The sequence below is a fragment of the Colwellia sp. MB3u-4 genome (genome assembly GCF_014077065.1).
Classification (GTDB): Bacteria; Pseudomonadota; Gammaproteobacteria; order Enterobacterales; family Alteromonadaceae; genus Cognaticolwellia.
Genome location: NZ_JACGVE010000089.1, coordinates 124,010 through 148,491, shown reverse-complemented (window position 1 = coordinate 148,491; position 24,482 = coordinate 124,010). Strand labels below are relative to the sequence as shown.

Annotated in this window: 18 protein-coding genes; 11 read left to right on the top strand and 7 right to left on the bottom strand. The window is 35.4% G+C overall.

What is annotated here, in order from left to right:
• Nucleotides 1–20: 20 nt before the first annotated feature.
• Nucleotides 21–734, bottom strand: a complete 714-nt coding sequence (locus tag H4J61_RS16275; protein WP_182186288.1) for a sulfotransferase family 2 domain-containing protein — start codon at nt 732–734, stop codon at nt 21–23.
• 51 nt (nt 735–785) lie between these two features.
• Here H4J61_RS16275 and H4J61_RS16270 point away from each other — a divergent pair, with 51 nt between their 5' ends.
• Complete coding sequence (locus H4J61_RS16270) at nt 786–1,736, top strand: DUF5672 family protein (RefSeq protein WP_182186286.1); 951 nt, start codon at nt 786–788, stop codon at nt 1,734–1,736.
• A 186-nt stretch (nt 1,737–1,922) separates the two neighbouring features.
• Complete coding sequence (locus H4J61_RS16265) at nt 1,923–2,834, top strand: glycosyltransferase family 2 protein (protein ID WP_182186283.1); 912 nt, start codon at nt 1,923–1,925, stop codon at nt 2,832–2,834.
• 282 nt (nt 2,835–3,116) lie between these two features.
• Here H4J61_RS16265 and H4J61_RS16260 read toward each other — a convergent pair whose 3' ends face one another.
• Nucleotides 3,117–4,079: a glycosyltransferase family 2 protein gene (locus H4J61_RS16260; protein ID WP_182186281.1), complete on the bottom strand. Its 963-nt coding sequence runs from the start codon at nt 4,077–4,079 to the stop codon at nt 3,117–3,119.
• 98 nt (nt 4,080–4,177) lie between these two features.
• Nucleotides 4,178–5,056, bottom strand: coding sequence for a glycosyltransferase family A protein (locus tag H4J61_RS16255; RefSeq protein WP_182186278.1), 879 nt, complete (start codon nt 5,054–5,056; stop codon nt 4,178–4,180).
• Nucleotides 5,057–5,217: 161 nt separating this feature from the next.
• Here H4J61_RS16255 and H4J61_RS16250 point away from each other — a divergent pair, with 161 nt between their 5' ends.
• From H4J61_RS16250 to H4J61_RS16230, 5 genes are all read left to right on the top strand, one after another.
• Nucleotides 5,218–6,369, top strand: a complete 1,152-nt coding sequence (locus H4J61_RS16250; protein ID WP_182186276.1) for a glycosyltransferase family 4 protein — start codon at nt 5,218–5,220, stop codon at nt 6,367–6,369.
• Between the two features lie 23 nt (nt 6,370–6,392).
• On the top strand, nt 6,393–7,385 hold the full coding sequence (locus H4J61_RS16245) for a glycosyltransferase family 2 protein (RefSeq protein ID WP_182137280.1): 993 nt from the start codon (nt 6,393–6,395) through the stop codon (nt 7,383–7,385).
• Between the two features lie 104 nt (nt 7,386–7,489).
• Nucleotides 7,490–8,560, top strand: coding sequence for a glycosyltransferase family 4 protein (locus H4J61_RS16240; RefSeq protein WP_182186273.1), 1,071 nt, complete (start codon nt 7,490–7,492; stop codon nt 8,558–8,560).
• Between the two features lie 9 nt (nt 8,561–8,569).
• On the top strand, nt 8,570–9,547 hold the full coding sequence (locus H4J61_RS16235; protein WP_182186271.1) for an endonuclease/exonuclease/phosphatase family protein: 978 nt from the start codon (nt 8,570–8,572) through the stop codon (nt 9,545–9,547).
• Between the two features lie 349 nt (nt 9,548–9,896).
• The gene (locus H4J61_RS16230; RefSeq protein ID WP_182186268.1) at nt 9,897–11,456 is read left to right on the top strand and encodes a hypothetical protein; all 1,560 of its coding nucleotides are present in this window, start codon (nt 9,897–9,899) and stop codon (nt 11,454–11,456) included.
• A 115-nt stretch (nt 11,457–11,571) separates the two neighbouring features.
• Here H4J61_RS16230 and xrt read toward each other — a convergent pair whose 3' ends face one another.
• Complete coding sequence (gene xrt, locus H4J61_RS16225) at nt 11,572–12,948, bottom strand: exosortase (protein ID WP_182186265.1); 1,377 nt, start codon at nt 12,946–12,948, stop codon at nt 11,572–11,574.
• Nucleotides 12,949–13,153: 205 nt separating this feature from the next.
• On the opposite strand from xrt, the gene prsT (H4J61_RS16220) reads away from it, so the two are divergent.
• The 4 genes from prsT (H4J61_RS16220) (at nt 13,154) to H4J61_RS16205 (ending at nt 21,277) form a co-directional block, all read left to right on the top strand.
• Nucleotides 13,154–15,919, top strand: coding sequence for an XrtA/PEP-CTERM system TPR-repeat protein PrsT (gene prsT / locus H4J61_RS16220; protein WP_182186263.1), 2,766 nt, complete (start codon nt 13,154–13,156; stop codon nt 15,917–15,919).
• 112 nt (nt 15,920–16,031) lie between these two features.
• The gene (gene prsT, locus H4J61_RS16215) at nt 16,032–18,803 is read left to right on the top strand and encodes an XrtA/PEP-CTERM system TPR-repeat protein PrsT (RefSeq protein ID WP_182186260.1); all 2,772 of its coding nucleotides are present in this window, start codon (nt 16,032–16,034) and stop codon (nt 18,801–18,803) included.
• Between the two features lie 227 nt (nt 18,804–19,030).
• The gene (locus tag H4J61_RS16210) at nt 19,031–19,909 is read left to right on the top strand and encodes a PEP-CTERM sorting domain-containing protein (protein WP_182186258.1); all 879 of its coding nucleotides are present in this window, start codon (nt 19,031–19,033) and stop codon (nt 19,907–19,909) included.
• Nucleotides 19,910–20,407: 498 nt separating this feature from the next.
• Nucleotides 20,408–21,277, top strand: coding sequence for a PEP-CTERM sorting domain-containing protein (locus H4J61_RS16205; RefSeq protein ID WP_182186255.1), 870 nt, complete (start codon nt 20,408–20,410; stop codon nt 21,275–21,277).
• A 352-nt stretch (nt 21,278–21,629) separates the two neighbouring features.
• Here the strand turns inward: H4J61_RS16205 and H4J61_RS16200 are convergent, their stop codons facing one another.
• The 3 genes from H4J61_RS16200 to H4J61_RS16190 all read right to left on the bottom strand — a co-directional run bounded on the left by H4J61_RS16200 (nt 21,630) and on the right by H4J61_RS16190 (nt 24,395).
• Nucleotides 21,630–22,511, bottom strand: coding sequence for a ThiF family adenylyltransferase (locus H4J61_RS16200; RefSeq protein ID WP_182186253.1), 882 nt, complete (start codon nt 22,509–22,511; stop codon nt 21,630–21,632).
• 83 nt (nt 22,512–22,594) lie between these two features.
• Complete coding sequence (locus H4J61_RS16195; RefSeq protein WP_182186251.1) at nt 22,595–23,428, bottom strand: PEP-CTERM/exosortase system-associated acyltransferase; 834 nt, start codon at nt 23,426–23,428, stop codon at nt 22,595–22,597.
• A 145-nt stretch (nt 23,429–23,573) separates the two neighbouring features.
• Nucleotides 23,574–24,395: a patatin-like phospholipase family protein gene (locus H4J61_RS16190; protein ID WP_182186249.1), complete on the bottom strand. Its 822-nt coding sequence runs from the start codon at nt 24,393–24,395 to the stop codon at nt 23,574–23,576.
• Nucleotides 24,396–24,482: the final 87 nt, after the last annotated feature.

The following is a 24,482-nucleotide window of genomic DNA, read 5'->3' as shown; positions in this document are numbered from 1 at the left end:
TAAGAAAATATCATTGCTTATTATAACAATTCGTAACCGAAAAGTTTGAAATCTCGCTGATATAATTTATTCACTTTATCTATAGTTTGAGGGGTATACATATCTTTATATATTTCAGCACCTATAGATGAAGTATTTTCATGGCCTAACTTTAAAACAATCCCTTTATTTTTTAAAAAAGCATATGTTGATTTCATGTCTTCTAAGTTACCAATAAAGTCACAAATTAGATTGTTTGAATCATCAACTACAAACTTATATTGAGGTATAAAGTGCTCTGCATTTTCATTAATTGCAAGCTCTAAGCCATTTAATATGAAGTCGTCAAAGGTTTTATATTGTTTTATGTATATGTCGTGCCATACTTTATCCACAATATTCATACCATTATTTTTTAGGTAATTATAAGCAGAGTATAAACGAGCGTATGGATTTCTAGAAATAGCAAAAAATGTATGCTCCTTGAATTTATCATCATCGAGTTTCATGTAGTCTATTGCTTTAGCATGATGCGATTTATTTTTGCCATATAACGCTTTTACCATAGACATTCCCGCAGACTTCGGAATATGAATAAAAATTAATTTAGAATTATCATCTGTATCAAATGAGGCTAGCTTAGAGTAGTCAATACTAGCCTTTATCTTTTTTTTCCACCGATAATATTTAACTGTTTTTTCAAAGCCAACATAGGATAATAAATTGGCTAGTTTGTATTTTATTAGTATTATCATTGTCAATTCTTTAACATTAATTATTAACTATTATGGAAGATTAGCTCATTTATGATTTTAATTAAAATAATTAAACCTATATATTGGCAATGGTTGAGGACTTACACTTCGATTCAACAATTTATTGCTAATTTTAGGCCTAGTAGTGCAACTGTAGCTTTAAAATATTTAAGTAAGAATAAATTGGATATAGCTCAAATATCAGTTAACGACATAGACTTCATCTATAAAAACCTTAAGTCATGGACGGACTCTTCTTCAGTTACCGGAAAGAAAGTTATAACTAATATTTTAGAACCATTGAAAAAAAGTGCTTCTGTTGATGATGATTGTATGGGGGTGATTGTTGAAACACGGTCACATTCTGCATTGGAGTTCGTTGTTTGTAACTTTATCGAACAAACAGGAAAAAGAGTTCAGCTCTTTCATGGTAAAGAGAATACGGCCTTCATTTTGAATTCAAAAATAGGTGATTTAGTTAAGAACGGCGTTGTGTTTTTGGTAAAGCTAGATATTGATAGTTTAAATGCAAACCTATATAACTCCTTGTTTTTAAGTGAGTCATTCTGGAGGTTGATTGTAGCTAGGAATAAGGTAATAGTATTTCAAACAGATAGTGTAATTTGTAATGCATCAAGTTATCAGTTGTCAGATTTTATTCACTTCGATTATATAGGTGCGTGGTGGCATAATCGTTTGATCCCAAATGGTTTGATTTTAGATGGCGGGGTAGGTGGTTTTAGTATTCGAAATTACGAATTATCAATTGAAAGTGTGCGTAGATTTTCAAATCATAACTGGCAAGGTGGTGAAGATGATTTTTTTGCGTTTCATATAGAATTACTTGGAGGGAAAGTAGGTAAAAAATCCGATTGTATAAAATTTTGTACTCAAAATGAATTTCTTAGTGAGAGTTATAGTGCACATCAAGTCAATAATTTAAATCCTGAAACTTTAGAACAGTTTTTACGTTATTGTCCTGATGCCGAAAAAATACTTTAAACAGTACTATTTATTAATGTGTTAACTTCAGGAACTGGTGATATTATTCCAGATAAGAACTGGCTAGTTGTTTATCAAAAACTTGTTTAAAGTGTATGATTAATTTAATAAAAACGAGTGTTGTTTTATCCTAAATAAATCTAACATTATATCAGCTAGTTCGCTTGACTAAGGAGATGTCATTTAATGATTTCAGTAATTATTGCTACTTACAACGGCGAAACCGTTTTACCTAAAACACTACAAGCACTTAGTTTACTTGAAGTCCCTAGCCAAGGTGTTGAGTTTATTATTGTTGATAATGCAAGTATCGATAATACAGTAAATATCCTGTCAAAATATGCTGATAAACTAGAATTTAAGATTCTTCATGAAGCTAAACAGGGTAAATCTCATGCTATTCATAAAGGTCTGGAACATGCTACAGGTGATTTAATTGTTTTTTCTGATGATGATGTTTTACCGGATAAAAACTGGCTAATTGCCTATATTAATGCCGCAGCTGAACAATTAGATTACTCAGTGTTTTTAGGGCAAATTAGGCCTTATTGGCTAGCACCGGCAAAAGATTGGTTAATTAAATTAGCTAATGAGGGTAGGGTGTGCGGATGCACTTCTAAAGCATTAGCAGAAGGTGAAGCATCAATCTATTGGGCTAAAGGAGCAAATTTTTGTATTCGTAAAAATGTACTTAATCAAGTGTCTTTTCGTAATGATTTATGGGTTGCTGGAAAAAATGAAGTAGGCGGTGAGGATACCGATTTTGTAAAAAAAGCAAGTGAGAAAGGCTTTCAATTATGGTTTGTACCTGAGGCTTTATTGCAACATATTATCAGGCCACATGAAATGACCATGCTAGGTATTTGGAAGCGTTATTTTCGAATTGGTCGTTCAATAGCTGCAATAACACCACAAGAAAAATTTGATGGAGTAAAAATTTTGGGGTACCCAAGATGGTTTCTATTGAAAGTATTCAAGCAGTGTTTAAGCCTTATTATAAATGCAGTAAAATTAAATTCGTATTGCTTTGCGTCACAATTGATAGAAACAGCAATCTCTTGCGGGCAAGAATATCATTATAAACATTCAGGACTATAGAATATGTAAAGTAATGTGGTTTTCGATTTTTTATCCTACTATTAGCTGATGATGTAGTGAATATCCATCCATCTACCATCACTTATGTGATAAGGAAAGTATTTACGAATTTGTTTATTACGCTTTGAAAAATTTGAACCAGAATTGTTAGATATACCTTTTGCAGGTCAATTATTATCGATGCATTATCTTGACTTTATATGACAGTGGCAGAACCTAAAAGTATGCTGCACGTGTCAGCTGAAGCCTGACTCGGTCACTAGAAAATTATTTTAATATTAGTTAGCGAAGAGGGAATTTACATTTATTTCCTTTTTTAAAGACTATGAAATGATATATTAATCTACCGTAAATACCTTTAATGGTAAATTTGGATTTGTCGAGGCAACTTCTCAACTGTAAAGAAAAACGCCCCTCATTGTACGTGTTAAAATGTTCAGCTGTTGGGTGGAGTTTTAGCATCTTTACTAACAGTAACCTTTTCAACATAAAGGCTTCTTCAAAATTCCAACCTCCATGGTATAAAGTACAATGTATTGCTTTAACCATTCCTGCATTATACTTCTCCCTTGAAGCAGTTGCAGCGATACTATTTGGTACGTCTTGCCTATAATAATGATCAATTTTCTTGGTGAGTAATATATTTTTAGCTTGTTTTAGCGCCCTCAGATGAATGTTCCAATCTTGAAAACAAGGTAAGCTTTCATCCCATCCGTTGATCATATGAAAATACTTCTTATTCCAAGTTAAGCCTTCAGTACCCCATGGGGAGTCTAAGGTAATGAATCGCTTAATTAAGTCGTTTTTTGACTCATTAGGATTAAATGAATTCCAAACAATATCATTGTCATGCACTTTTTTATTAAAAGTACCTGTAATATTAACTGTAAAGTCAATATCCTTAGGTTCATTCCTAATTACACTTAGCCTTTGTTCTATGCAATCCTTAGCTAATAGATCATCTGAGTCTAAAAATATGAGCCAGTCACTCTTAGCATTATCTGCTCCCATATTTCTTGCGCCATTTCCTCCCTGTTTATAACTGTCAGTTCTTTCGAAATAGCGAAAACGAGCATCCAATAAAGAATATTGCTCACAAATATCTCTACTTTTATCAGTACTACCATCATCAATCAAGACACACTCCCAAAGTTGAACAGTTTGTTCCAAAAGAGAGTCTAAAGTGGCAGGTAAAAACTGTTCACGATTAAGAAAGGGAATAATGATAGTTACTTGAGGTCGCATAAGTTCTTTGTTTAAGTTAAGTTATAATTACAACAATAATTGATTACTAAATGAAATTAAATAGATTTAATTATTATCAGAAACTTGTTTAAAGTGTATTATTTAACGCTAAAAAAAAGCTTAATAATATGACCTGCAAGATAATATAGCTTTCGCTCAATTCCTTGTGACTTTCCACCGGCAGTCATAAACGTTTTATAAAGATAATTAGGCATTGTGCCTTTGTTTTTACGAAATAAACTCCAATGCTTTTTTAGTACCTGAAAGTGGCCTATAACCATATTACGTCCATTGGAAGAGATATTGCCCTGATCTTCTCGTCTTAAGTATGATAAAGGTTCTGCTAAAAAGCCAATTTTCAAATCATTGCTAATTAGCCGAATAGTAAACTCTTGATCTTCTGAGCATCTAATTTTTGCATCGAAACCATTAATTGCGTCAAAAGCTGACTTTTTAATCATTAATGACGACGGTAAAACATGGCAAGCGGTAAGTACTTCACTTAGCGTTAAGCTAAAAGATTTGTCATTAAAAGTAGCTATTATGTCATTATCGCTAAACGTTTTTATACCGGTATGGCATGCTGAAAATTCAGGGTGTTTTGCTAAAAATTCAAGCTGTTTTTCCAGTTTGTTCGCTTCCCATTTATCATCTGCGTCGATAAATGCAATTAGCTCACTGGTAGCATTGCTCACTCCTATATTTCGCGCTTTGGCAGGGCCGCCATTTTCAGCAGGAGTAACGACTTTAATGTTTTTATATTCTTTAAGAAACGCCTCTGCTTTTTCACTGTAGCCATCAATAACAACAATGATTTCTTCAGGTTGGATTGTTTGTGAACATATAGATTTATAAACCTCAGAAAAAAAAGGCTCTGCGTTGTAAAAAGGAATTACGACACTAATAGTTGGAGGCATTAAACATTCCATTGTAGATGCTTGGTTAATTACTGAATGTACGTTTATTATAATAACCATTCAAGCTTTTAGCCCTATTTCTTTTAATTATAAGGAAAATGTAGTAATTTATAAGTAGTAAAAAGGTAATATTTATTGCTAAATTCAGTTTACCTTTGTGCGCGGTTTTTATAAGGGAATATAATGCAAATAAGGGAATATAATGCAAATAAGGGAATATAATGCAAAAAAATGAAAAATCGCTGAATATTTTACAGTTAACATTGTCATTCGAAAATGGCGGTCGCAAAGAAGCTATTAGAAACCTCGCAGCAGGTATGCAAGGAGCTGGACACAAGGTTTTTTTAGGTTGTGTTTCTCATTTAGGTGCAGATGAGATAGATTTAACCGTATTTGAAGACACCATTGTATTTGGTCGGCAAAAACTGTTCGACTTTGCTGCGGCAAAAAAGTTAGCGCTATTTTGTGCTTCGCATAACATAGATTTAATACATACACATGATGCTGGCAGTTTGTTTTTTTCATCGCTCGCTAAATTTTCTTTCAATAAAACACCACCTCAAATCATGACTTTTCATCGTTCATTAAACTTTGAAACAGCAAGCTTTAAAAACAAATTACGTAATATGTTTTCGCTAATAGTGAGCGAAGGTGTCATTACTGTGTCAAATGCTCGCGGTCGAGATTTCATTGCCAGCAATTTAATTAAACCTAAACGATTACAGTTAATTAATCTTTCTGCAGATATAAACAGATTTACATTTGATCTTGATGCTAGAAATCGTATTAGGGATGGCTTTGCAATTAAACCAACCGATATTGTTTGTGGTGCCATGGGGCATTTTGGTTTAGAAAAAGGCATTGATGTAGTTATTAAAGGTTTTGCTGACTTGCAACAGCGCCTTGGTGACGAAGGTAAGTCAGTACACTTGATGATTTTAGGCAAGGGTAATGAGCAAGACACTAAACGGTTAGAAAAGCTGATCAGTGACTTTAAGGTTGAAAGGGTTATTTTTGCCGGTTTTCATCCTGATCCTGAATCTTACTTTTCGGCATTTGATATTTTCTTACATTCTCCAAGGGAAGAAAATGGCGCTACGGTATTATTTGAAGCAATGGCGACAGGTTTACCTATAGTTGGGTCTTTAATTGGTGGTGTGCCTGAAGCTATCGTAGAAAATGAAACCGGTTTATTGGTTGATAGCGACACACCCAAGCAATTGGCTGATGCAGCTCAGAAAATAATTGTTAATAATGAGCTTAGAGGCGCTATGGGACTGGAGGGCTTTAAACGATGTTACCTCAACTTTACTCGAGAACATTATTTTAATCGCCATGTCGACTTTTATAGAGAAGTTTTAAAACAAAATTAACCATAAGTCATAAAGGAAATGTAATGACTACTATTACCATAGTGATAACTCCAAGAGAGCGATATTACGGTGTTATTGAGTGCATTGACGCTGTTTGTGAAAATACTGATGAGCCATTTGATTTAATAATAACGGATATTGGCTACCCAAAGGCTCTTATTAAGCAAGTTGAACAACGTATTAAAAGTATACCGAATGCTAAAATAATTGATTATGGTGGCATGGTCACGCCTATGAAAGTGTTTGAGCATTTAGTGCCTATTATTAAAACCGACATGTTGGTTTGGGTTGAAACGGATACTACTGTGTTGCCTGGTTGGATGCCGCCACTGATTGAAAGTATTAATGATGGCGCTGCTTTTGTTTCCCCATTAACGCTAGAAAAAGAGGGCGTTGATCAAGGCGCTAAGATTCGAAACCATTTATATACTTGTAAAATATTGGTTGTTGAATATGAGGGTGTTGATTACTTAATTGAAGCTAAAGAATATAGAAGAGAGCTACCAGAGAATATACCGTTAGAAATTAGGCCGACAGAAACTTTTGAGTGGCATACCGTAGCTTTTAAAACTGAAGATCTACAAGAAATTGATTTTCCAGATATGGTCATGAGACAACAAATAGATATTCCTATGCAGTTAAGAGCACAGGGTAAAACTATGGTTGCCAACCCCTTTTCAAAAGTGATATTTGATAATTTATGTACTCGATTAACCATTAAAGACATGCAATATTTCTTTTTTGTTTGGTCGCATAAGCTTAATGAAAAATCACATCGAGAGTTTGAAAAAAGATGGGGTTATAATTTTTATTCAGAGCAGTCTATTTATAATTGGGTATTTCGCCGTAAAGCTTTCTTGATTTGCCGATTCTTTTTTATTCCTATTCCCTTAGCGAATAAAATTACTGGGCTGGCGAAAAGAATTTTTTGTAAAGACTGGGATCCTTTGAAAGATCCGATCGGTGATTCAAGACAATTATCTCAAGAAATAGGTAATCCAGAGCCGAATCGTTAGTGTCTACTTAATTGTATTGTTATTTCCACCTCTTTTGAGACTAACACTTCACAAGAGGTATTTTTACACATTCATATTTATTATATGTTCATTCTAAGTTTGTTATGAAACAAAAAAAAACAAGTAAAAAAGTAGCTCACATTATTGGTAGCTTAAAAATTGGCGGAGCTGAACGCTTTATTATCGATTTGTCGATAGCGCAAAAAAAACTCAATATACAACCTGCAATTATTTCATTAGGCAGCCCAACCGATGATTTGGTTGGTACTTGCCACGTCAATAACATTCCGGTTGCCTCTTATTCAAGTCACTCATATATAAAGTTATGTAGAGTGTTTATGGTTTTATTAAAGTTTGATGTAATTCATGTACATTCTCCTCATGCGTTAAAATATTTAAGCTTATTCTTACCTTTGCTAAGAAAGACGGTTGTTTATACCAGACATGGTGCCGCACCATACTCTTCAACACCCTGGTTAAGGTTTCACCAAAAAATTAAGCAATATATAGCTGCCGTTACTTTTGTTTCTCAAGAAGGTAAAGATAACTTTCATCAAGCTCATGAATGGGGAAATGTTACTAGCGTTGTGGTTGATAACGGTGTTTTGATAGAACCAGTAAATAAAGTGCCTGCTAAAAGTGAGGTTTTAAGAATTGGTTCAGTCGGTAGGGTTATTCCTTTAAAAAACCAGATAGGATTACTTAAAGCTATTCAACGCTTACCTGCTGACTTACAAACTAATGTTGAAATACACTTTTTTGGTGATGGCAAAAGTTTAGAAGATTTAAAAACTTTCTATAAAGAAAAAACGCCTACTTTAGCTGTTACCTTTCATGGCATGGTGAACGACCGTGAACTGATTTATTCCTCTTTAGATTTACTCGTTGTTACTTCCGAAACGGAGGGGTTGTCGATGGTAATTATTGAAGCTATGGCCAATAGTATTCCCGTTGTCGCAACTAATGTGGGTGGTAATCCAAGACTGGTCAAACATGATGAAACTGGCTGGTTGTTTGAATTTGATGATGATCAAACATTGGCAGAACAGATACTGAATATTATGAATAATAGATCGCTTGTTGATGAAATAGGCACTAATGCTCTTGCTTATATTACAGACAATTTTTCTATTGAGTCATCAGCTAAAAAATATGCTGAGCTTTATGAAAAATAGAGAAGCTACATGTTTAAACGTTTAAGCCAATCGTATTTTATTTTCTGTTGTGGTATGTGCTTTTTGGTCACATTATTACCTTGGTGGCCGACTTACGAAATACTGACTATTCCTAAGTATGCGTTATTATTTGGTCCACGTTGGTGGTTGTTGATTGCTGTTATTGGTTTGTTGTTTTTCTGGCGTTATTTGTCAAAAGCACAATTATGGTTTTCTTCATTGTTAATTTTATTATCACTAAATTTTTTAGACTTTCAATTGCCTAGCCCAAGTTCATACTTTTCAACTTCAACTTCAGATGAAATATCAGTGCTTAGTGCTAATATTGGTGGTGGTGGCTCTAAGCGAGAGCTTGAGTATATTGGCTTCACTAGGAAGCCAGACATAATTTTATTGCAGGAAGCTAGAAACATAGCGCTTTCAACGCTATTTATTGATTATGATTTTAAGGAGTGTATTTCTGGTTTATGTATTTTTAGTAAATACCCTTTCAAACGAGTTAAAGTACTAAGTAGAAGGTTATTTGAGGGGTGGGGGACTTTTGCCATTTTCTATCAAATTGAAACCCAGTTTGGTCAAGTTTCTTTAGCGAATGTACACTTTGAAACGCCGCGTTCAGTACTGATGGGCTTAATTTATCGTTTTTTTGATTTTACATTGGCAAACACCATAGAGAGTAACCGGCAATTTGAAGCTGAATTAGTCAGCTTGTGGTCAAAAAACAAACCTTACACCTTAATTGTGGGTGACTTTAATATGCCGGAAGATGAAAATACTTATCAGCGTAATTTTACACATTTAAATAATGCGATTGGCATCAAAGGTATTGGTTTTAACGCCACTAAGCATACGGTATGGCATGGCGTAAGAATCGATCATATTTTATATTCTGATGACTTTAAGTTAAAGGCTGTTGATGTTGTTGAGGTTATAAATGGCGATCACCAGCCCGTGTTTGCTACTTTTAGTGTAGGTAATACCCATTAAATTAATTAAGGATTCAGCTTTACCTTTACCCTCACTTTACATAAGTAATGAGAGCAAATTTTAACAACAAGGTGCTTGATGGGTGCTTACATCGCCTTTACTCGTCATCTGGGTAATTCTTGATGCTTCTTTAATACCTTGCTCTAATGACTTACACCTCTTGATAACATGGCTCTAGGGCATTAGTAAAACCTAGTATATTGATGTAAGCCTCTAGAATAATACAAGAATATTTTGTTGAGCAATAGCTGGCGTGTGTGTTTGAAAGCAACAATATTATTAAATAGTTAGATCATTTAAATGGCTCACTTAGTTAGTATTATGGGTGTCATTAATAAAAGGATTTTTGATGTTAAAATTAGCGCTTATTGCGGTTTATATTGTTTTGGTTTTTTTCTCAACTCATAGCTTAAGTGTTGAAAATACTATTACATTTGATCTTGCCACCATTAATAAAACCACCAATGAAGAGTCGATATTTTTATTGCTACCCATTCCCAATCAACGTGTTGCTTTGAACAGTAGCTTTTTTTTAACTGCCAATAACCATCCGATTAAAGCTAACTACCAGGTACTTAATACTTGGCCAACCATGAAGAGTGAGCCATTTATTCGCCTGCTGTCGATTGACCTTAGTCGTTTGCAAGACTTTGCTGAAGCACTGGGGCCTAAAGAACTGACGCCTAAAACACTGACGCTTAGTTGGTTAGATTCAGATAAAGCACTTGTTGTTCAGCAAATTAATGTTAATCAATCTAATTTAAGCCAGCTTGTTTATCCTTCAACATCATGGCTGGTGCAAAGTATATTACTACACCCTGATAAAGCACTAGACACCGATTGGTATACAGAGCCGCAAAAAAAATACGCCCATTATTTAACCAATCAGGCCTTGTTGAGCAAAAAAGGTTACCCAGCACGCAAAGCAAGCCAATGGTTGTATGACCGCCCGCAAGCCATTTATCAATTATTTTTAATGTCAGGTGAAAATCAATGGTTAACAAAAGCCAATAAACTTGCAAAATTTTATAGTAAAAATATTGATAAAAGTGGCCTATTTGTTCTGAAAAAAAACTTTGACCCTAAATATTTAATGCCGAAAGGTTTGTTGTATCGGTACTTACTGAGTGGTGACGTTGAAGCAAAAAAAACACTGAAGCGAATTTTTGAACGTTCACTAGATTGGGATGAAAGTTATAGTTTAGGGCGTGGTTTTTGGACTGAGCGTAATCAAGCGGCAGCATTAAATGTGGCTGTTTCCTATTGGGAGCTAACCAATGATGCAGCAGCCTTAGTTCGCATCAATAGCATTATTGATGCGAGCGTTGCGATGACGTTTAATCCTGACAATAACTGGCCATTAAGAGGTTGTCCGCAGCATGGTTATAAATCACATGAAGGTTGGGGGGATGACACGCCGGCTTGTTCACCTTGGATGATGGCTTTATTAGGTGATGCACTATGGCGCTTTTATCAACTAACCGGTGATGTGCGAGCCGCGTCTTTAATTGATGCCTTTGGCGACTTTATTTTGAATTATGGTATTTACTATGGTGATGCTAGGGTAAAGAATATTGTGATTGCTAAATACATAGTATCTATAGAAAACCCTAAGCAGGAAGAGTTGAATCAATGGACAGATCCGCAGCATGCTTGTGATGTTGCCGCTTTATTGGGTAAGTCAGCGTATATAAAGCAAATAACCAAGCAGGATAACTTTATGGTGAAAACCTTGTTTCGTGCTTTGTTAGAGCAATGCTCAGGCACTTATACGAGATTAATAAAAGCACAAAAAAGTAAGCGAGAGAAAAATTACTGGGTGCTGAAACCGCCGCGACGTTTTGGTTGGATGTATTCAACTACCAGTGACTTACCTTGGTTAAAGAGCTTGTTGTTAAATACTGACTAATATTGCAATAGACTTACGTGACCTGGTCAACTAAATGTAGAGACCTTAGTTAAGTAGTTTTCTTAATTTCATCATGTTGACCTAGTCAGGTAGCGTGTTAGTTGATGATATTATTTTAGAGGTTTTGTAACTCGGCCTCACAATTGAGTTGCTTGCAAGGTATAAAGGTCCAATGTAATTTTGTTTGATTGATGTTTTCGATTGCCATGGTTAATCGGGCGATTTTGAAGGCGGTAAGTGACGAAAATTGTTGTTGGTTGATTTCATAACTGACCAGAATTAATGCGCTTTTACCCTGATTTAAAATGCGGTGTATTTTTTTATTTTGACGGTTTTCTTGCCAAATGTTTCTCCAACCACTAGGTATTAAATTATTTTCATAATAACTGGGTTTACCATCTAAGACTTCACCATTAAAAACATAAGTAAGCTTAATAGTGTTGTCGTTTGAAGATATATTGTGAGTGACAAAAGAATAAAAATGTATTTTTGGCTGTATTTCAAAAGCAGCATCGCTGGTTAAATTTTCAGTAGCAGTAGCAGGTACAAGCATGGTGCTGAACGTGGTTGATGACAAACCCAACATTAATACCAATACCGCCATAGATGGATAGCTGGGGCGATTTTCGATTTGTGTTGTATTTGAGGTTGAGGCAATTAAGTCAATGTCAGAAAGCTTGTTACCCCACCAAAAAAGAAAAATCATAAATGGCACATAAAGATACCAGCCAAAAGTATTATGATCTTGCATCAAACTACTTTCCATATTGGTATATTCACCAATTAATATTAACGCTGTAATTCTTATCCAGTTAGTCAGTAGTGCCCCAATTATGGTCATCAATAAAAATAATATTGCTCGTTTAGTGTCTCTGATATTAAGAAAAACAAATAGAGAACCAATAGCTAATGAAACAATCATATATCTTAATCCACTGCATCCGTCCGCTATTTCGAATACACCTGCAGGAATAGTTACAAAGTTGCCTTCTACATAAGTGGGCACACCCGTAAAGTTCATCAGGTAAGTGACAGCCGCTGTTGACACATTTTGTAATAAAGGGACTAATACCCCCCAAAAAGGAAATATAAAAATGAGGAAGGCAGCAGGAAAAACAATATAATAATTAAACCGAAACAGCATAGTTACACTGGTGATAAAAACCGCTAGTAACGCCGCCCAATAACCAACACTTATTTGTGCGTTACTGGTTATAAACAATAAGCCACAACTTAAGAGTAATAATATAGTGGGCACCACAGTCCATGTTTCTTTGAATTGTAGTGTGCCATTTCGAGACAATTGATAATAAAGATATAGACTAATAAAAGGTATGAGGTAAGCATGAGAATATGTACCATCATCAAATCCGTGTCGCCAAAGGGTTAGCAGAACAGGAATATTCAGCGCACAGATAGCAGTGAAAATTATTAATATACAAAGAAAAGGTTTATTAATTGTTGGCAGTTCAAAAGAGACATTTCTATTCATTATTAACCATTGATATCCATATTGTCTAAATTCAATACTACCGAGTATAACGCGTTAGTGGTAGTTATTTTTCAGCTAGTGATAAAACGCTTCACTAATATTATTACGGGTTAATTTTTCTGATAATTGTAAACGGCTTGTTAAATTAGTAGTATGTTATATGAAGTAAAATATAGTCTATCTAAGTTAATAAAGGGATTTAATAATGAAATGGTTAAGTGTCTTAGTTTGTTGCAGTGTATTGATTAATATCGGAGGTTGCAGCGAAAGTGAAACCGCTTTAACTCATCTCAATAAAGCAAAAACTTATTTCGATGAAAATAAATTTAATGAAAGTATTATTGAGTTAAAAAATGCGATAAAAAAAGCACCTGATAATGCCAATGCTAGGTTTTTATTAGGTCAACTTTATTTGCAACAAGGCAGTGGCTTAAATGCCGTGAAAGAGTTAGAAAAAGCGCAAGAATATAACTATAGTCCTGTTAAGGTACTCCCGCTTTTGGCTCGTGCATATATCTTGGTAGATGCAGATACTGATATTCTTGCTCTGAATGAACAAGCACAACTGTTACCTGATGATATCAAAATTCGCTATTTAGCCTATAAAACCTTAGCAGCCATTCGCACTGAAAACATCGCACTTGCAACGGAGGCAGCAGCACAAGCGAATGCGTTTGACTCGGTTAGTCTCTATTCTATGATGGCGGTGGCTTATTTAAATTTAGCAGAAAAACAAGTGATTAAAGCCAATACTCAAGTGTTGCGGGTGTTAACTGCTGAGCCAAAAAATCCCGATGCTTTAATGTTACAAGGTCAAATAGCTACGGCAATGAATGATCATGCTAGAGCCAGTAGCAGTTATTTGCAGTTTGCTCAAGTACAGCCAAAATCGAGTGTGGTGATATTGTTTTTAGCTGACTCTTTACTTAAAGAGCAAAAGTTTTCAGCAGCTGAAAAATATGCGGATATTATTTTGTTGAAGTTACCTAATCAACCCTTTGCACATTATGTTAAAGCCATAGCGCTATTTGAAATTAAAGCCTATCGAGGTGCAAAAAATCATGCGGAAATCGCGTTGCGCAGTAATTTTAATCGACCTTATTTACAGCTTATAGCGGGTGTTAGTTCATATTTTTTAGATGATTTTGAACAAAGTCATCATCATTTAAATTCAATAGTGCAATATTTAACGCCAGAGCATCCTGCGCGTAAAATTTTTGCTCTTAGTCAGTTACAATTGGGTTTGGTAGGTGAAATAAGTGAGACATTGAGTGGCTTTACGTCAGTATCAAAAGAAGATGATAAATTCTTATCTTCACTCAGTTATCAGTTAGCTGAATTAGGTGCCTATCAAGATGCCAAAGCATTAGCGCGTCAAGTTAGCACTCATGAAACCGATGACACTGTTACCAATGCCGAGCAAAATATTCGTGAGGGGATGTTAAAGCTAGTGCTAAATGATCCTTCAGGTATACAAAATTTAAAAGCTGCGCTTGCGCAATCACCTGGTATGTTATCCGCTGAGTTAGCCTTAGCATATGCGGCTATTCAGACGGGCGATTTTGACCAAGCATTGGATATTTCACAGAAATGGAAAAATGAATATCCAGATAACCCCGTTAGTTATAATGTATTGGCGGGTGTCTATTTAAAAAAAGGAGAATTAACAAAGGCTAAGGAAGCACTGTTACAAAGTCTAGCCATTGCACCCAATAATTTATTCGCATTAACTGAGCTAACCTCAATAGCGCAGCGGCAAAATAATGATCAGGCGGCTAAACGCTGGTCTGAAATGGCGGTAATCGCTTTTCCTGCAAATGTTAAAACTCTAAGACAGCATTATGGGCTATTTAAGAATGAGTCCGCGTTTGCAAAAATTAAAACCTTGTTTGAAACAAATAAAGCCGACTTGTCTTATGGAATACTTTATACCGAGGCGTTATTAGATAGGGATAACATTATGGCAGCTGACCAAGTTTTAGCTTCATATCCTAGCTCAATAACGTCACCTAAAAAATTATGGCAGCTAAAGCTTTTTGTACAAAAAAAGCAGGATAATGACATTAATTATCAACGACTACTCGAGGATTGGCTTCAAACAAATCCTTACCATATAGAGCCAGTTTTGTTATTGGTAAAGCAATTTGTTAACAAACAGCAAGCAGACAGGGCACTCGTGCTGATTAACAAATCGCTTGCTGGGCCACATAAAGATAATAAAATGCTTAAAATGGCGAAAATGCAATTGCTGCTTGAGGAAAAATTATTACGCGAAGCTAAAGACTTTTATACCCAGTTAGAAAGTGAGGGAATGAACAAAAAGCTTAGCCAAGGTTTTCAAGGCAGAATTTATTTATTAGAGAAAAGTTATGCACAGGCAATACCGCTGCTAAAAGCGTATTACACCCACTTTCCATCCAGTCAAAATATTATCCTCTTGGCAAGTTCACTGCAGGGTGATAATCAAGCCAATGCAGCAATTACAAGTCTAGAGTCGCATCTTGTCAGTAATGAAAAAGATGACAAAGTGCGCACACAGTTGGCTAATTTATACTTACAAACCCAGCCAGATAAAGCGATTAGTCACTATGAAAAAATATTAACTAGGCTGCCCAATAATATTATAGCCTTAAATAACTTAGCTTGGTTAAATATAGAAAAAGGTGAATTAGAAACAGCGTTATTACATTCTAAGAAAGCAATGGATCTTGCCCCTGAAAATCCAAATGTTGTAGATACAAGAGGGATGGTTTTACTTAAGACTGGGAATAGCTTGGGTGCATGGAAGGCGTCATCAAAAGCATACAAAATAAGTAATGGCCAAGATATCAGTATCGCACTTAATTATGCAGAGGTATTAATCAGTATTAACAAAAGCCAAAAGGCATTGGATGTATTACAAAAGGTAGCTAATAATAGTGGCACTAGGCAGAGAAAGAATTCACTTATAACTTTAGCGAAAAGTAATTAATTAGTTAATTTTATTTAAAATTTGAATAATAGTGAATTAACCTCTATTTTCAAATAAAAAATTAAACCTAGCGAAATATATAATTGTTATTTAAATACAAAAGGATAGGATAATGCTACTAGGGAAAAACACTCAAAAAGTTATTGTTGCTTTAACATTAATAATGTTACTTCTAGGCTGTGGTAACAATTACACACCAGAAGAATATATTGCTGCCGCGAAGGCATCTCTAAAAGAAGGGAAGAATAACGAAGCGATTATCAGCCTTAAAAATGTGCTGAAACTTGACGCAAAAAACTCTGAAGCTCGACTATTATTAGGTATTACGTATCTACAAGAGGGCATTTGGTTGTTGGCTGAAAAAGAGCTTGATAGGGTCTTGGAGCTAGGTAATAAAAATATGGTTGTTTTACCTTTATTAGCTCAGGTGTATTATCACTTAAATAATAGTAGCGCTATTAGTGAATTAATAGCTAATAATTTATCGGCAGATGCCAATATTCTTATTATTCCAAGAACATATTTAGGTCTTTCTTATATTCGTGATGGTGAGGTTAATTTTGCGAAAGTTGTTTTTGAACAAATAATTTCAGATAATATTGAGTCACCGTATACAAAAGTAAGCCAATCTTGGGCTACGGGTTTAAACAACGATTATGACAATGCGCTGCAATTAATTGATGAAGTGATATCTTCACCTCCTGTACTAGACATTGCTATTATTTCTAAGGCACAATTTCTATTTGCTAAAGATGAGATGAGCAAAGCAGCAGAAGCGTATGGTGCCTTTTTAGCGGTTCATCCAAAAGATCTTTATTCTAGATTAATGCTCGCATTATCATTAGCTAAAGCCTCAGATTATCAAGCGGCCGAAAAGCAAGTCGACGTGATATTGAAAAACCTACCATCTCAGCCTCTAGGTAACGAAATAAAATCGCAGATCAGATTCGTCGATAAAGACTATGCACAAGCCAAACATTTTGCTGAATTAGCCTTACGAAGAAATAATAATTTACTCATTTCAAGAGTGGTTGCTGGTATAAGTGCATACCAACTCAAAGAACCAGAACTGGCTTACTCTCATTTAGTAAAAATTAAAGATCAATTATCACTAAAACATCCAGCACAACGCTTATTAAATAGTCTTCGATTACAATTGGGTTATGTTGATGAAAATATAGCGGCATTATCAGCCGCTCCATTAGAGGAACTAGATGTCGAATTATTAACTTCATCTGCTCAAGAGCTATTTAATTTGGGGCGGGTGGATACTGCAGAACGATTGCTCTCAAAAGCATCCACTATAGCACCTGAAGATGGTTTTATAGATTTTCAAATGGGTATACAAAAATTACTGAATAACGATGATTCTGCAGGTGCTTTTTTTGAGGCTGCATTTGAAAAGAACCCTGACGAAGACACAGTAGCAGCTATGAAAGTACTGAAACTGATCGATGAAAAAAATTACGAACAAGCGATTGAAATCACCAATGGTATTAAAAAACGCAATGAAGAGCTGGCTTATGGCTTAATGGCGGCTATATTTAAACGCCAAGAAAAATATGATCTAGCAGAAATAGAGCTTAAAAAGGTGGTGGAGTTAAACAATAAGCAAGTGGGCGCATTATATTCACTGGCTGATTTGGCGAAGCAAAAAAATAACCTTGAGGCCGCTATTGGTTATTATCAGGAAATTCTGATTATTGACCCAGATCAGGTTCATGCCATAAACGCTTTATTAAAGTATGTCACCAACAGTACTTATCAAGCAGAAATTAAATTATTCTTTGAATCAAATATTACTAATTCTGCGGGTAATGCTACAGCCAGTCTAGCTTTAGCTGAATATTTTGTATTTCAGCAGCAATTTAATGAGGCAGAAAATATTTTAGCGAAGGCTTTGCTACAACACCCAACTGATTTACGTTTGAATTTATTATTAGCAAAAATTTACATGTACCACAAAGACTATGCGTCAGCGCTCAATCAAGTAGATGCCTACATTCAGTTTCAGGATAGAGAACCCAGAGCTTATCTTGCCAAAGCCTTAATTTATAATGAAATGGGGGATAAATTTAATGCTCTGCAATCACAAATACAGGCCGTAAAGTTACAGCCTAATGATTTTGTTGCACAAACAGACTTGGTTGCGTTTTATTTAGCTAACAATAAATTGCCTGAAGCAAAGAAAATATTAGCAAGCTTAGCTAGCAGCCCACAAGTAACGCTTAAAATTAAGCGTTTAAAAGGCAAAGTAGCATTTATGGAGCAAAATTATCAAGATGCGATAAAGTTCTTACAGCCAATATATAAAGAAGTAAATTCTCAAGATATTATTCTTGAAATTGTTCAGTCTATGCAAAACCTTGGACAGGAAGCACAGGCTATTAAGATCATTGATGAAGTTTCTAATCGTATTAAGTCAGATATTCCTGTGGTTATTTTATTAAAGCAGGCCGAACTCTATTCTAAACAAGGGCAGCCGGAAAACGCTATTGTTATTTATAATCAATTACTGAAGAGAACCAATAATCATTTTGCAATTTCAAATAATTTAGCATGGGCCTTATTGGCACAAGGTGACACCAAACAAGCGTTAGAGCAGGCGAAACTCGCGATAAAAGAGGCTCCAGATGAGGTTATTGTGCAAAATACTTTTGGAGTGGTTTCTTTAGCTGCGGGGAAAAATGAGCAGGCTTTAACCTACTTAAAGAAATCTTATGAAGCAGAACAAGCTAACAGTAACTATACATTACATTACATTCAAGCATTACTGATAAACAATCAAAAGCAAGTCGCAAAAGAATTATTGCAACGGCTTGATGGGTCAACATTGTCGGCAGATAGTTTGAAACGCTTGGTGCAGGTAAAAGAGGAGATCTAACTAAAGTCCTTAACTTGAAGTGTCAACTTTTTTTACACAAACCAAAAGCTATTTTTTTAGTGGTTGAAAAATTACCATTAAAACAGCCAATTATCATGTTGGCTTATTTTATGCAAATTTATAATCTGGTGAGGTTATTTTACTATTTAATACTATTTAATTTTACTATTTAATTTTGCATATCAAGTTTTTTTGCAAATTAGTTTACTTCTAAAAGGAATGAAAAAATGAAAAAACTAATTTCTACGCTTATCGCTTTATCTCTAGCTGGGAGCCTTTCCGCAACGGTAGCCGCCGATGAATTTTATATAGATATTGGCACTAATAACGGCGGAAATAGCAATACAGCTGCTGGCGACACGACAACAGGTTGGTTAGACCAATTATCAGTTAGATATGAAAGTACCTCTGTTATCACTGATGGCGGTACTGGTGCGGCAAATTCTTTAAGCGCGGGTGATACAATCTTGTCAAAAGGTGGTGTTAACAACGATAATTTTGATGGCACACAATTACAAGCCAGTCTTACAGGTAACTTAATTAACAACTTTGAACCAGCACAAATTGGTGGAAACGGTCCAAGTAATAATGGTTATCTGAATGGTAGTCTTGTTTGGGGTCTAACTTTTGGCTTCGATGATTTGGTAGGAAGCTGGAATGGTACATCGTTTGTATATAGTGGTGGTACATTATCTATGTATTATTTTGATAATTCAATGAGTGTTGTTTCAGATCTTGTTCGATTATTTGATCTCAATGTGAGCAGTGGCGGTGACACGGGTATTGCTACAGTTTTAAATGGTACGTTAGGTAATTTTGGAGCGCTATCTGCCGTTAATGGGGTTGATGCTGCAGATGTATTTAATTTTGCGCTAGGTTCTTTTGGCGATCTGAGTGGACCACCAAATAACAGAACGGTGAGCTTCAATGCTTCACAAGATACCCAACCTGTAGGCCCACTTGTATTCTCAGGTGGTTCAGCCGAGACAGGGGCAACACATAATGGTTCTGTTAATTTTACTCAAGTGCCAGAGCCAACTTCGCTAGCTATTTTAGGCTTAGGTTTACTGGGTTTTGCAGGAGCTAGGCGTCGTAAAGCTAAATAACTTTGCGTATTATTATTTGAATCTGCAATTAATGAAACCGCCGTAAGGCGGTTTTTTTATGTATCCATACTACTTATTTATACTATCTAAGTACCGTGTTATAGCGTGGTAATACTATTTCTTGTGCTCATGCTCGTACTTGTGCTCATGCTCGTACTTGTGTAATACCCAATTTAGCTTTTTGCTCGTGGGTTATTTATTACCAAAAAAGTGAAGTTTATCTCGATAACTAAGCCAATTTTTTAAAGGCTGAGTAAGAAAACTTAATAACTGTGAGTAATAATTTTAGTTAGATTTAGTTAGACTTACAGAGAGAAGATTCTCTGTGCTTGCTTTAAATAATAACTAGTGTCGAATTTATTAACACTAGAGATAAAATTCATAAACTTTATTTAAATTAATTTCAATAAATCAATCGGTTAACTGTTGTGGCTTAACTTTTGCATATCTTGGTGTGATTAAACCTATCTTGGTGTAATTAAACAATAAGGGATTAACATGAAAAAAGTAGTAACCAATATAACAAAAGTAGTAACAACACTTGTTGCTTTATCCTTTGCAGGTACTTCAGCCGCAGATCAATTTTATATTAATGTAGGTCAAAATTTTGGTGGTAATGCTAACACAGCTGCCGGTAGCACCACCACAGGTTGGTTAGATCAGCTATCAATAGTGTACAAATCAACTTCAACTATTACTGATGCTGGAAGTTATGGCGTAGCTGACGAGGTGCTAAGTGCTGGTGATAGTATTTTATCTTCCGGTGGTGTTTCAAATAATACATTTACAGCTTTCGATGACTTAGGCTCTAATTTGATAAATAATTTTGAGCCCTCAGCAATCGGAAGCTTTGGTCCAAGCAATAATGCTCTAAATGGACAGTGGGCTCTAACTTTTGGCTTTACAGACCTTGTAGGTACTTGGAACGGATTTGGCTTTGATTACACGTCAGGTACAGTGTCTATGTATTATTACCAAGATGGTATGTCAACAGTTGGTGACCTTGTACGTTTATTTGACTTAAACGTTAGCAGCGGTGGTGATACCGGTAACGCTACTGTACTAGGTGGCAAGCTAACTAACTTTGGTAATACTGCCGCGGTTAATGGCGTAAATGCGGGTGATGTATTTGTTACTAAGTTGGGTACATTTGAAGAGTATGCTTCTCTACCTGGCAATAACGTTTACTTTGCTGCATCGCAAGATACACAACCTCTTACTGGGGTAAATTTTGTTAATGGTGTTGCTACAGTTTCTGGTTCACATAATGGCTCTCTAAATTTTCAAGTGCCAGAGCCAACTTCGATTGCTATTTTAGGTTTAGGTTTGTTAGGTATGGCTGGCGCAGCACGTCGTAAAGCTAATTAGTTATTAAGTTTTAATAAATAATTAAGCAATAAAAATACTATCAAATAATGCTGCTCACTTAAGGTGAGTGGCATTTTTTTATCTAATTTACAGGAGTATACATCAAATTATACTCGGTATTAATGCCGTAAATCAGCTTGAGGGTTTAGAAGTTAGTTGATTGTTGTAATACCAAGTTAATTAATTTGGTATTACTTAAGCTTATCAGTTTATAACGGAACATTTTAAATTGATAAGCCTTATATAAAAGTCGATTTTGTGTGTTCTACTATTAAAAAAGCAGTAGAACAGGAGTGAATTTAGTGTGACCTATTTGACCATTGAATTAATATGTTTAGCGGCCAATGATGAGTTATTTAAGTAACTGTTTAACACGCCAAAACATAAAACGCTGTAGCCAGTTTCTATTACCCCAAGGGCGCCAGGTTTTAATTAGGTTGTTTCGGTATGCATCAAAATGCATGCCATGAGGCGCGTGAATAACGTCACCACGTTGTAATAATATTTTTAATACATTGGTACAGAGTGTGCCTGCAGCTAGCGAGATACCCATACAGGTTGATGGTACTTTCTTTTTAAGAAAATTAACTGATGATCTATCCACTAAATAATGGCGCTGTTGCACCGAAGGTGAAACACCGATAACAAAGCGAATAATATTGTCGTTAAAAATTTGAGCTTTTTCTTCTTCACTACTATTTGCTGCAGGATCTACAATGGCAAAGTATTCATCAAAAGACATTTTACCGGGCATAAACACTAAAAAAGCGGCGCCCATGCCCATCGGTGCTGCTGTTATTGTTGGAATTCCTTTTTCATAGCAACGGCGGAATACTTTGCGCCTGATCTCTAACACAAAAATATCAAGACTATCTACATAGATATCTACACCATCTAAGAAGTCATCCATATTGTCTTCATTAATGCCTGAGCTGAAGTTTTTTATATTGGCTTCAGGATTGATACCTCTAATGGTATCTTCCATAACTGCAGCCTTGGCTTGACCCAAAGTTGACATGTTAGCACCGGCTTGGCGATTAAAGTTTGCCACATCATAATCATCAAGATCAGATATATGAAAATTTCCAATACCTAAACGAGCTAATACTATGGCGTGATCACCACCCACACCACCTAAACCTCCAATAGCAACTTTGGTGTGTCTAAGTTTTTGTTGTTCTTCCTTGGTCACCCAACCGATATTTCGAGAGAATGCTTCTTCATAGTTAAACATGAGGATCCTTTTATATTAAAATTTAGGTTTATTAAGCTAGTATCAGTTGTTGATCTTAGTAATAGAATTAATATGGGAGATCATTATTTCAAACTCAAACTCAAACTCAAACTCAAACTTTTACCAAGTTCTCTTTCTATCTCTTTATATAAACATTTAAATCCAGGAGACAAATTTTTCATAAATATGGTTGCATTAATATAGTACGGCGCCCGTAAACCATGATAATCAATAGCTTCTCCAAGCTGAATAAAATTGATACCAACGAACTTCATGCTACGTGCTAACCTAGGTTCCATCATGACGTAAACATGTTTAACACCTGTTTCCATACCCATTGCTGCTGCTGCCATATATAATCCAATGGCTATAAATGGAAAGCAACGTAGTTCTGTTTCTGAGTAGGTGGGTTCATTAATAGCACCAAGCGCGGAGCCTCTGAATTTATCTATTTTACGACGTCTAAATTCCGCTTTTACGGCAAGTCGTGATATTTCAGCTATTTCATGGCGTGGAAAATTACTTGGATGCAGTTCCTTATTTTGTATGGAATCTAGGCAGTATTTTTCTATCGGTAATAGTTCAGTTTCGTTTGCTGATTTAACTACTCGTACACAGCTAGTATAGGTATTAGAAGGTTTATGTTTGATCATCGCGAAGATGGATTGAGCGTCAAATTCATCTTGCTCTTTGCCTTCGGACTTTACTTTTTCATAGGCCAATTCTTCGCAATAAACATTGTGACGAATACGGAAAACTTCGTCGCGTAATTCATCAGTATCGGCAAATTCTGGCTGCAAGAATTGGGTGAAATGCTCAGCAATATTCATCGCATCATGATTGATTTTCATTGATGCAATGCGTTTGGTGATGGCTCCAACCACGGGCACGTTTAGTAACTTCTTGCTCCAATTCATTACTTTTAGTTCCTGACTTTTAGTCGGTTATGCATGACGATAATTATGTTATTTTTAGTATAGCTATATAATTAATTTACCATTTTATGTAATGATTATGAAACAAAATTGTTAATTATTTATTAACAATTTTGTTTTTAAGCACTTAACGGCCATGATTATTTTTAATAGGCACAATTTGCATTGCAGTTTCATAGCCAATATCAAAAAGTGAAAACTTTTCTTTTTCACTCATGCCAAAATCAACGGCTGAGCATAAGCCGGTGTTGATAATGATGGTATTGTGCCAAAAGGCGTCATTAATATACTCACGTGATATGGTTGTCATAAAGGTTCTGATCAATAACGTCACGTAATTTACGATAGGAAATAGCCCATTTGTTTTGAGCTCGTCATACTCATGCTCACCGCGCAGACGAAAACACAATACGGGTGTGCCGTCCATAGCCCAATCTCGGTGTAAGGCATCTTCAGATAAAATACTGCCATCAACCATTAAATGTTTACCAAAGGGTTTAAAGCTGAAAACCAGTGGAATCGACATAGAAAAACGCACGGCCAAAGAAACTTTCATATTAGGTGTTCTTGCTCGGTTAAAAATAACGGGTCGGCCAGTTTTAACATCGGTGGCTACTATATGTAAGTTTCGATTTAGGTCGATAAACCTTTTACCTGCTAAGTGTTGGTCAACCCATTGTTCAAAAATGTCACCGGAACTTAAACCGCCATTACGAATTAAGCACACTAATGAGAAACCTTTAAATTGGTTGTAATCTGTGGTTATCGCAATATGTTTCATTTCAGCTATCGATAATCCAGCAGCATAGAAGCTAGCAATTATGCTACCTCCCGATACGCCAACAAGATGAGAAAAATCGATATGCAAATCTTTTAGTGCTTGCAAAACGCCGATATGAGCAGGTAAGCGTGTTCCTCCGCCAGCTAAAATAGGCACTATATTCGCCACATATATCTCCTCGCTGTATCCTATTATTTAATTATGGGTAAAAATGACAAAATCGCTAGCAAAAAAATGTGCTAAGTTCAGGTAAAG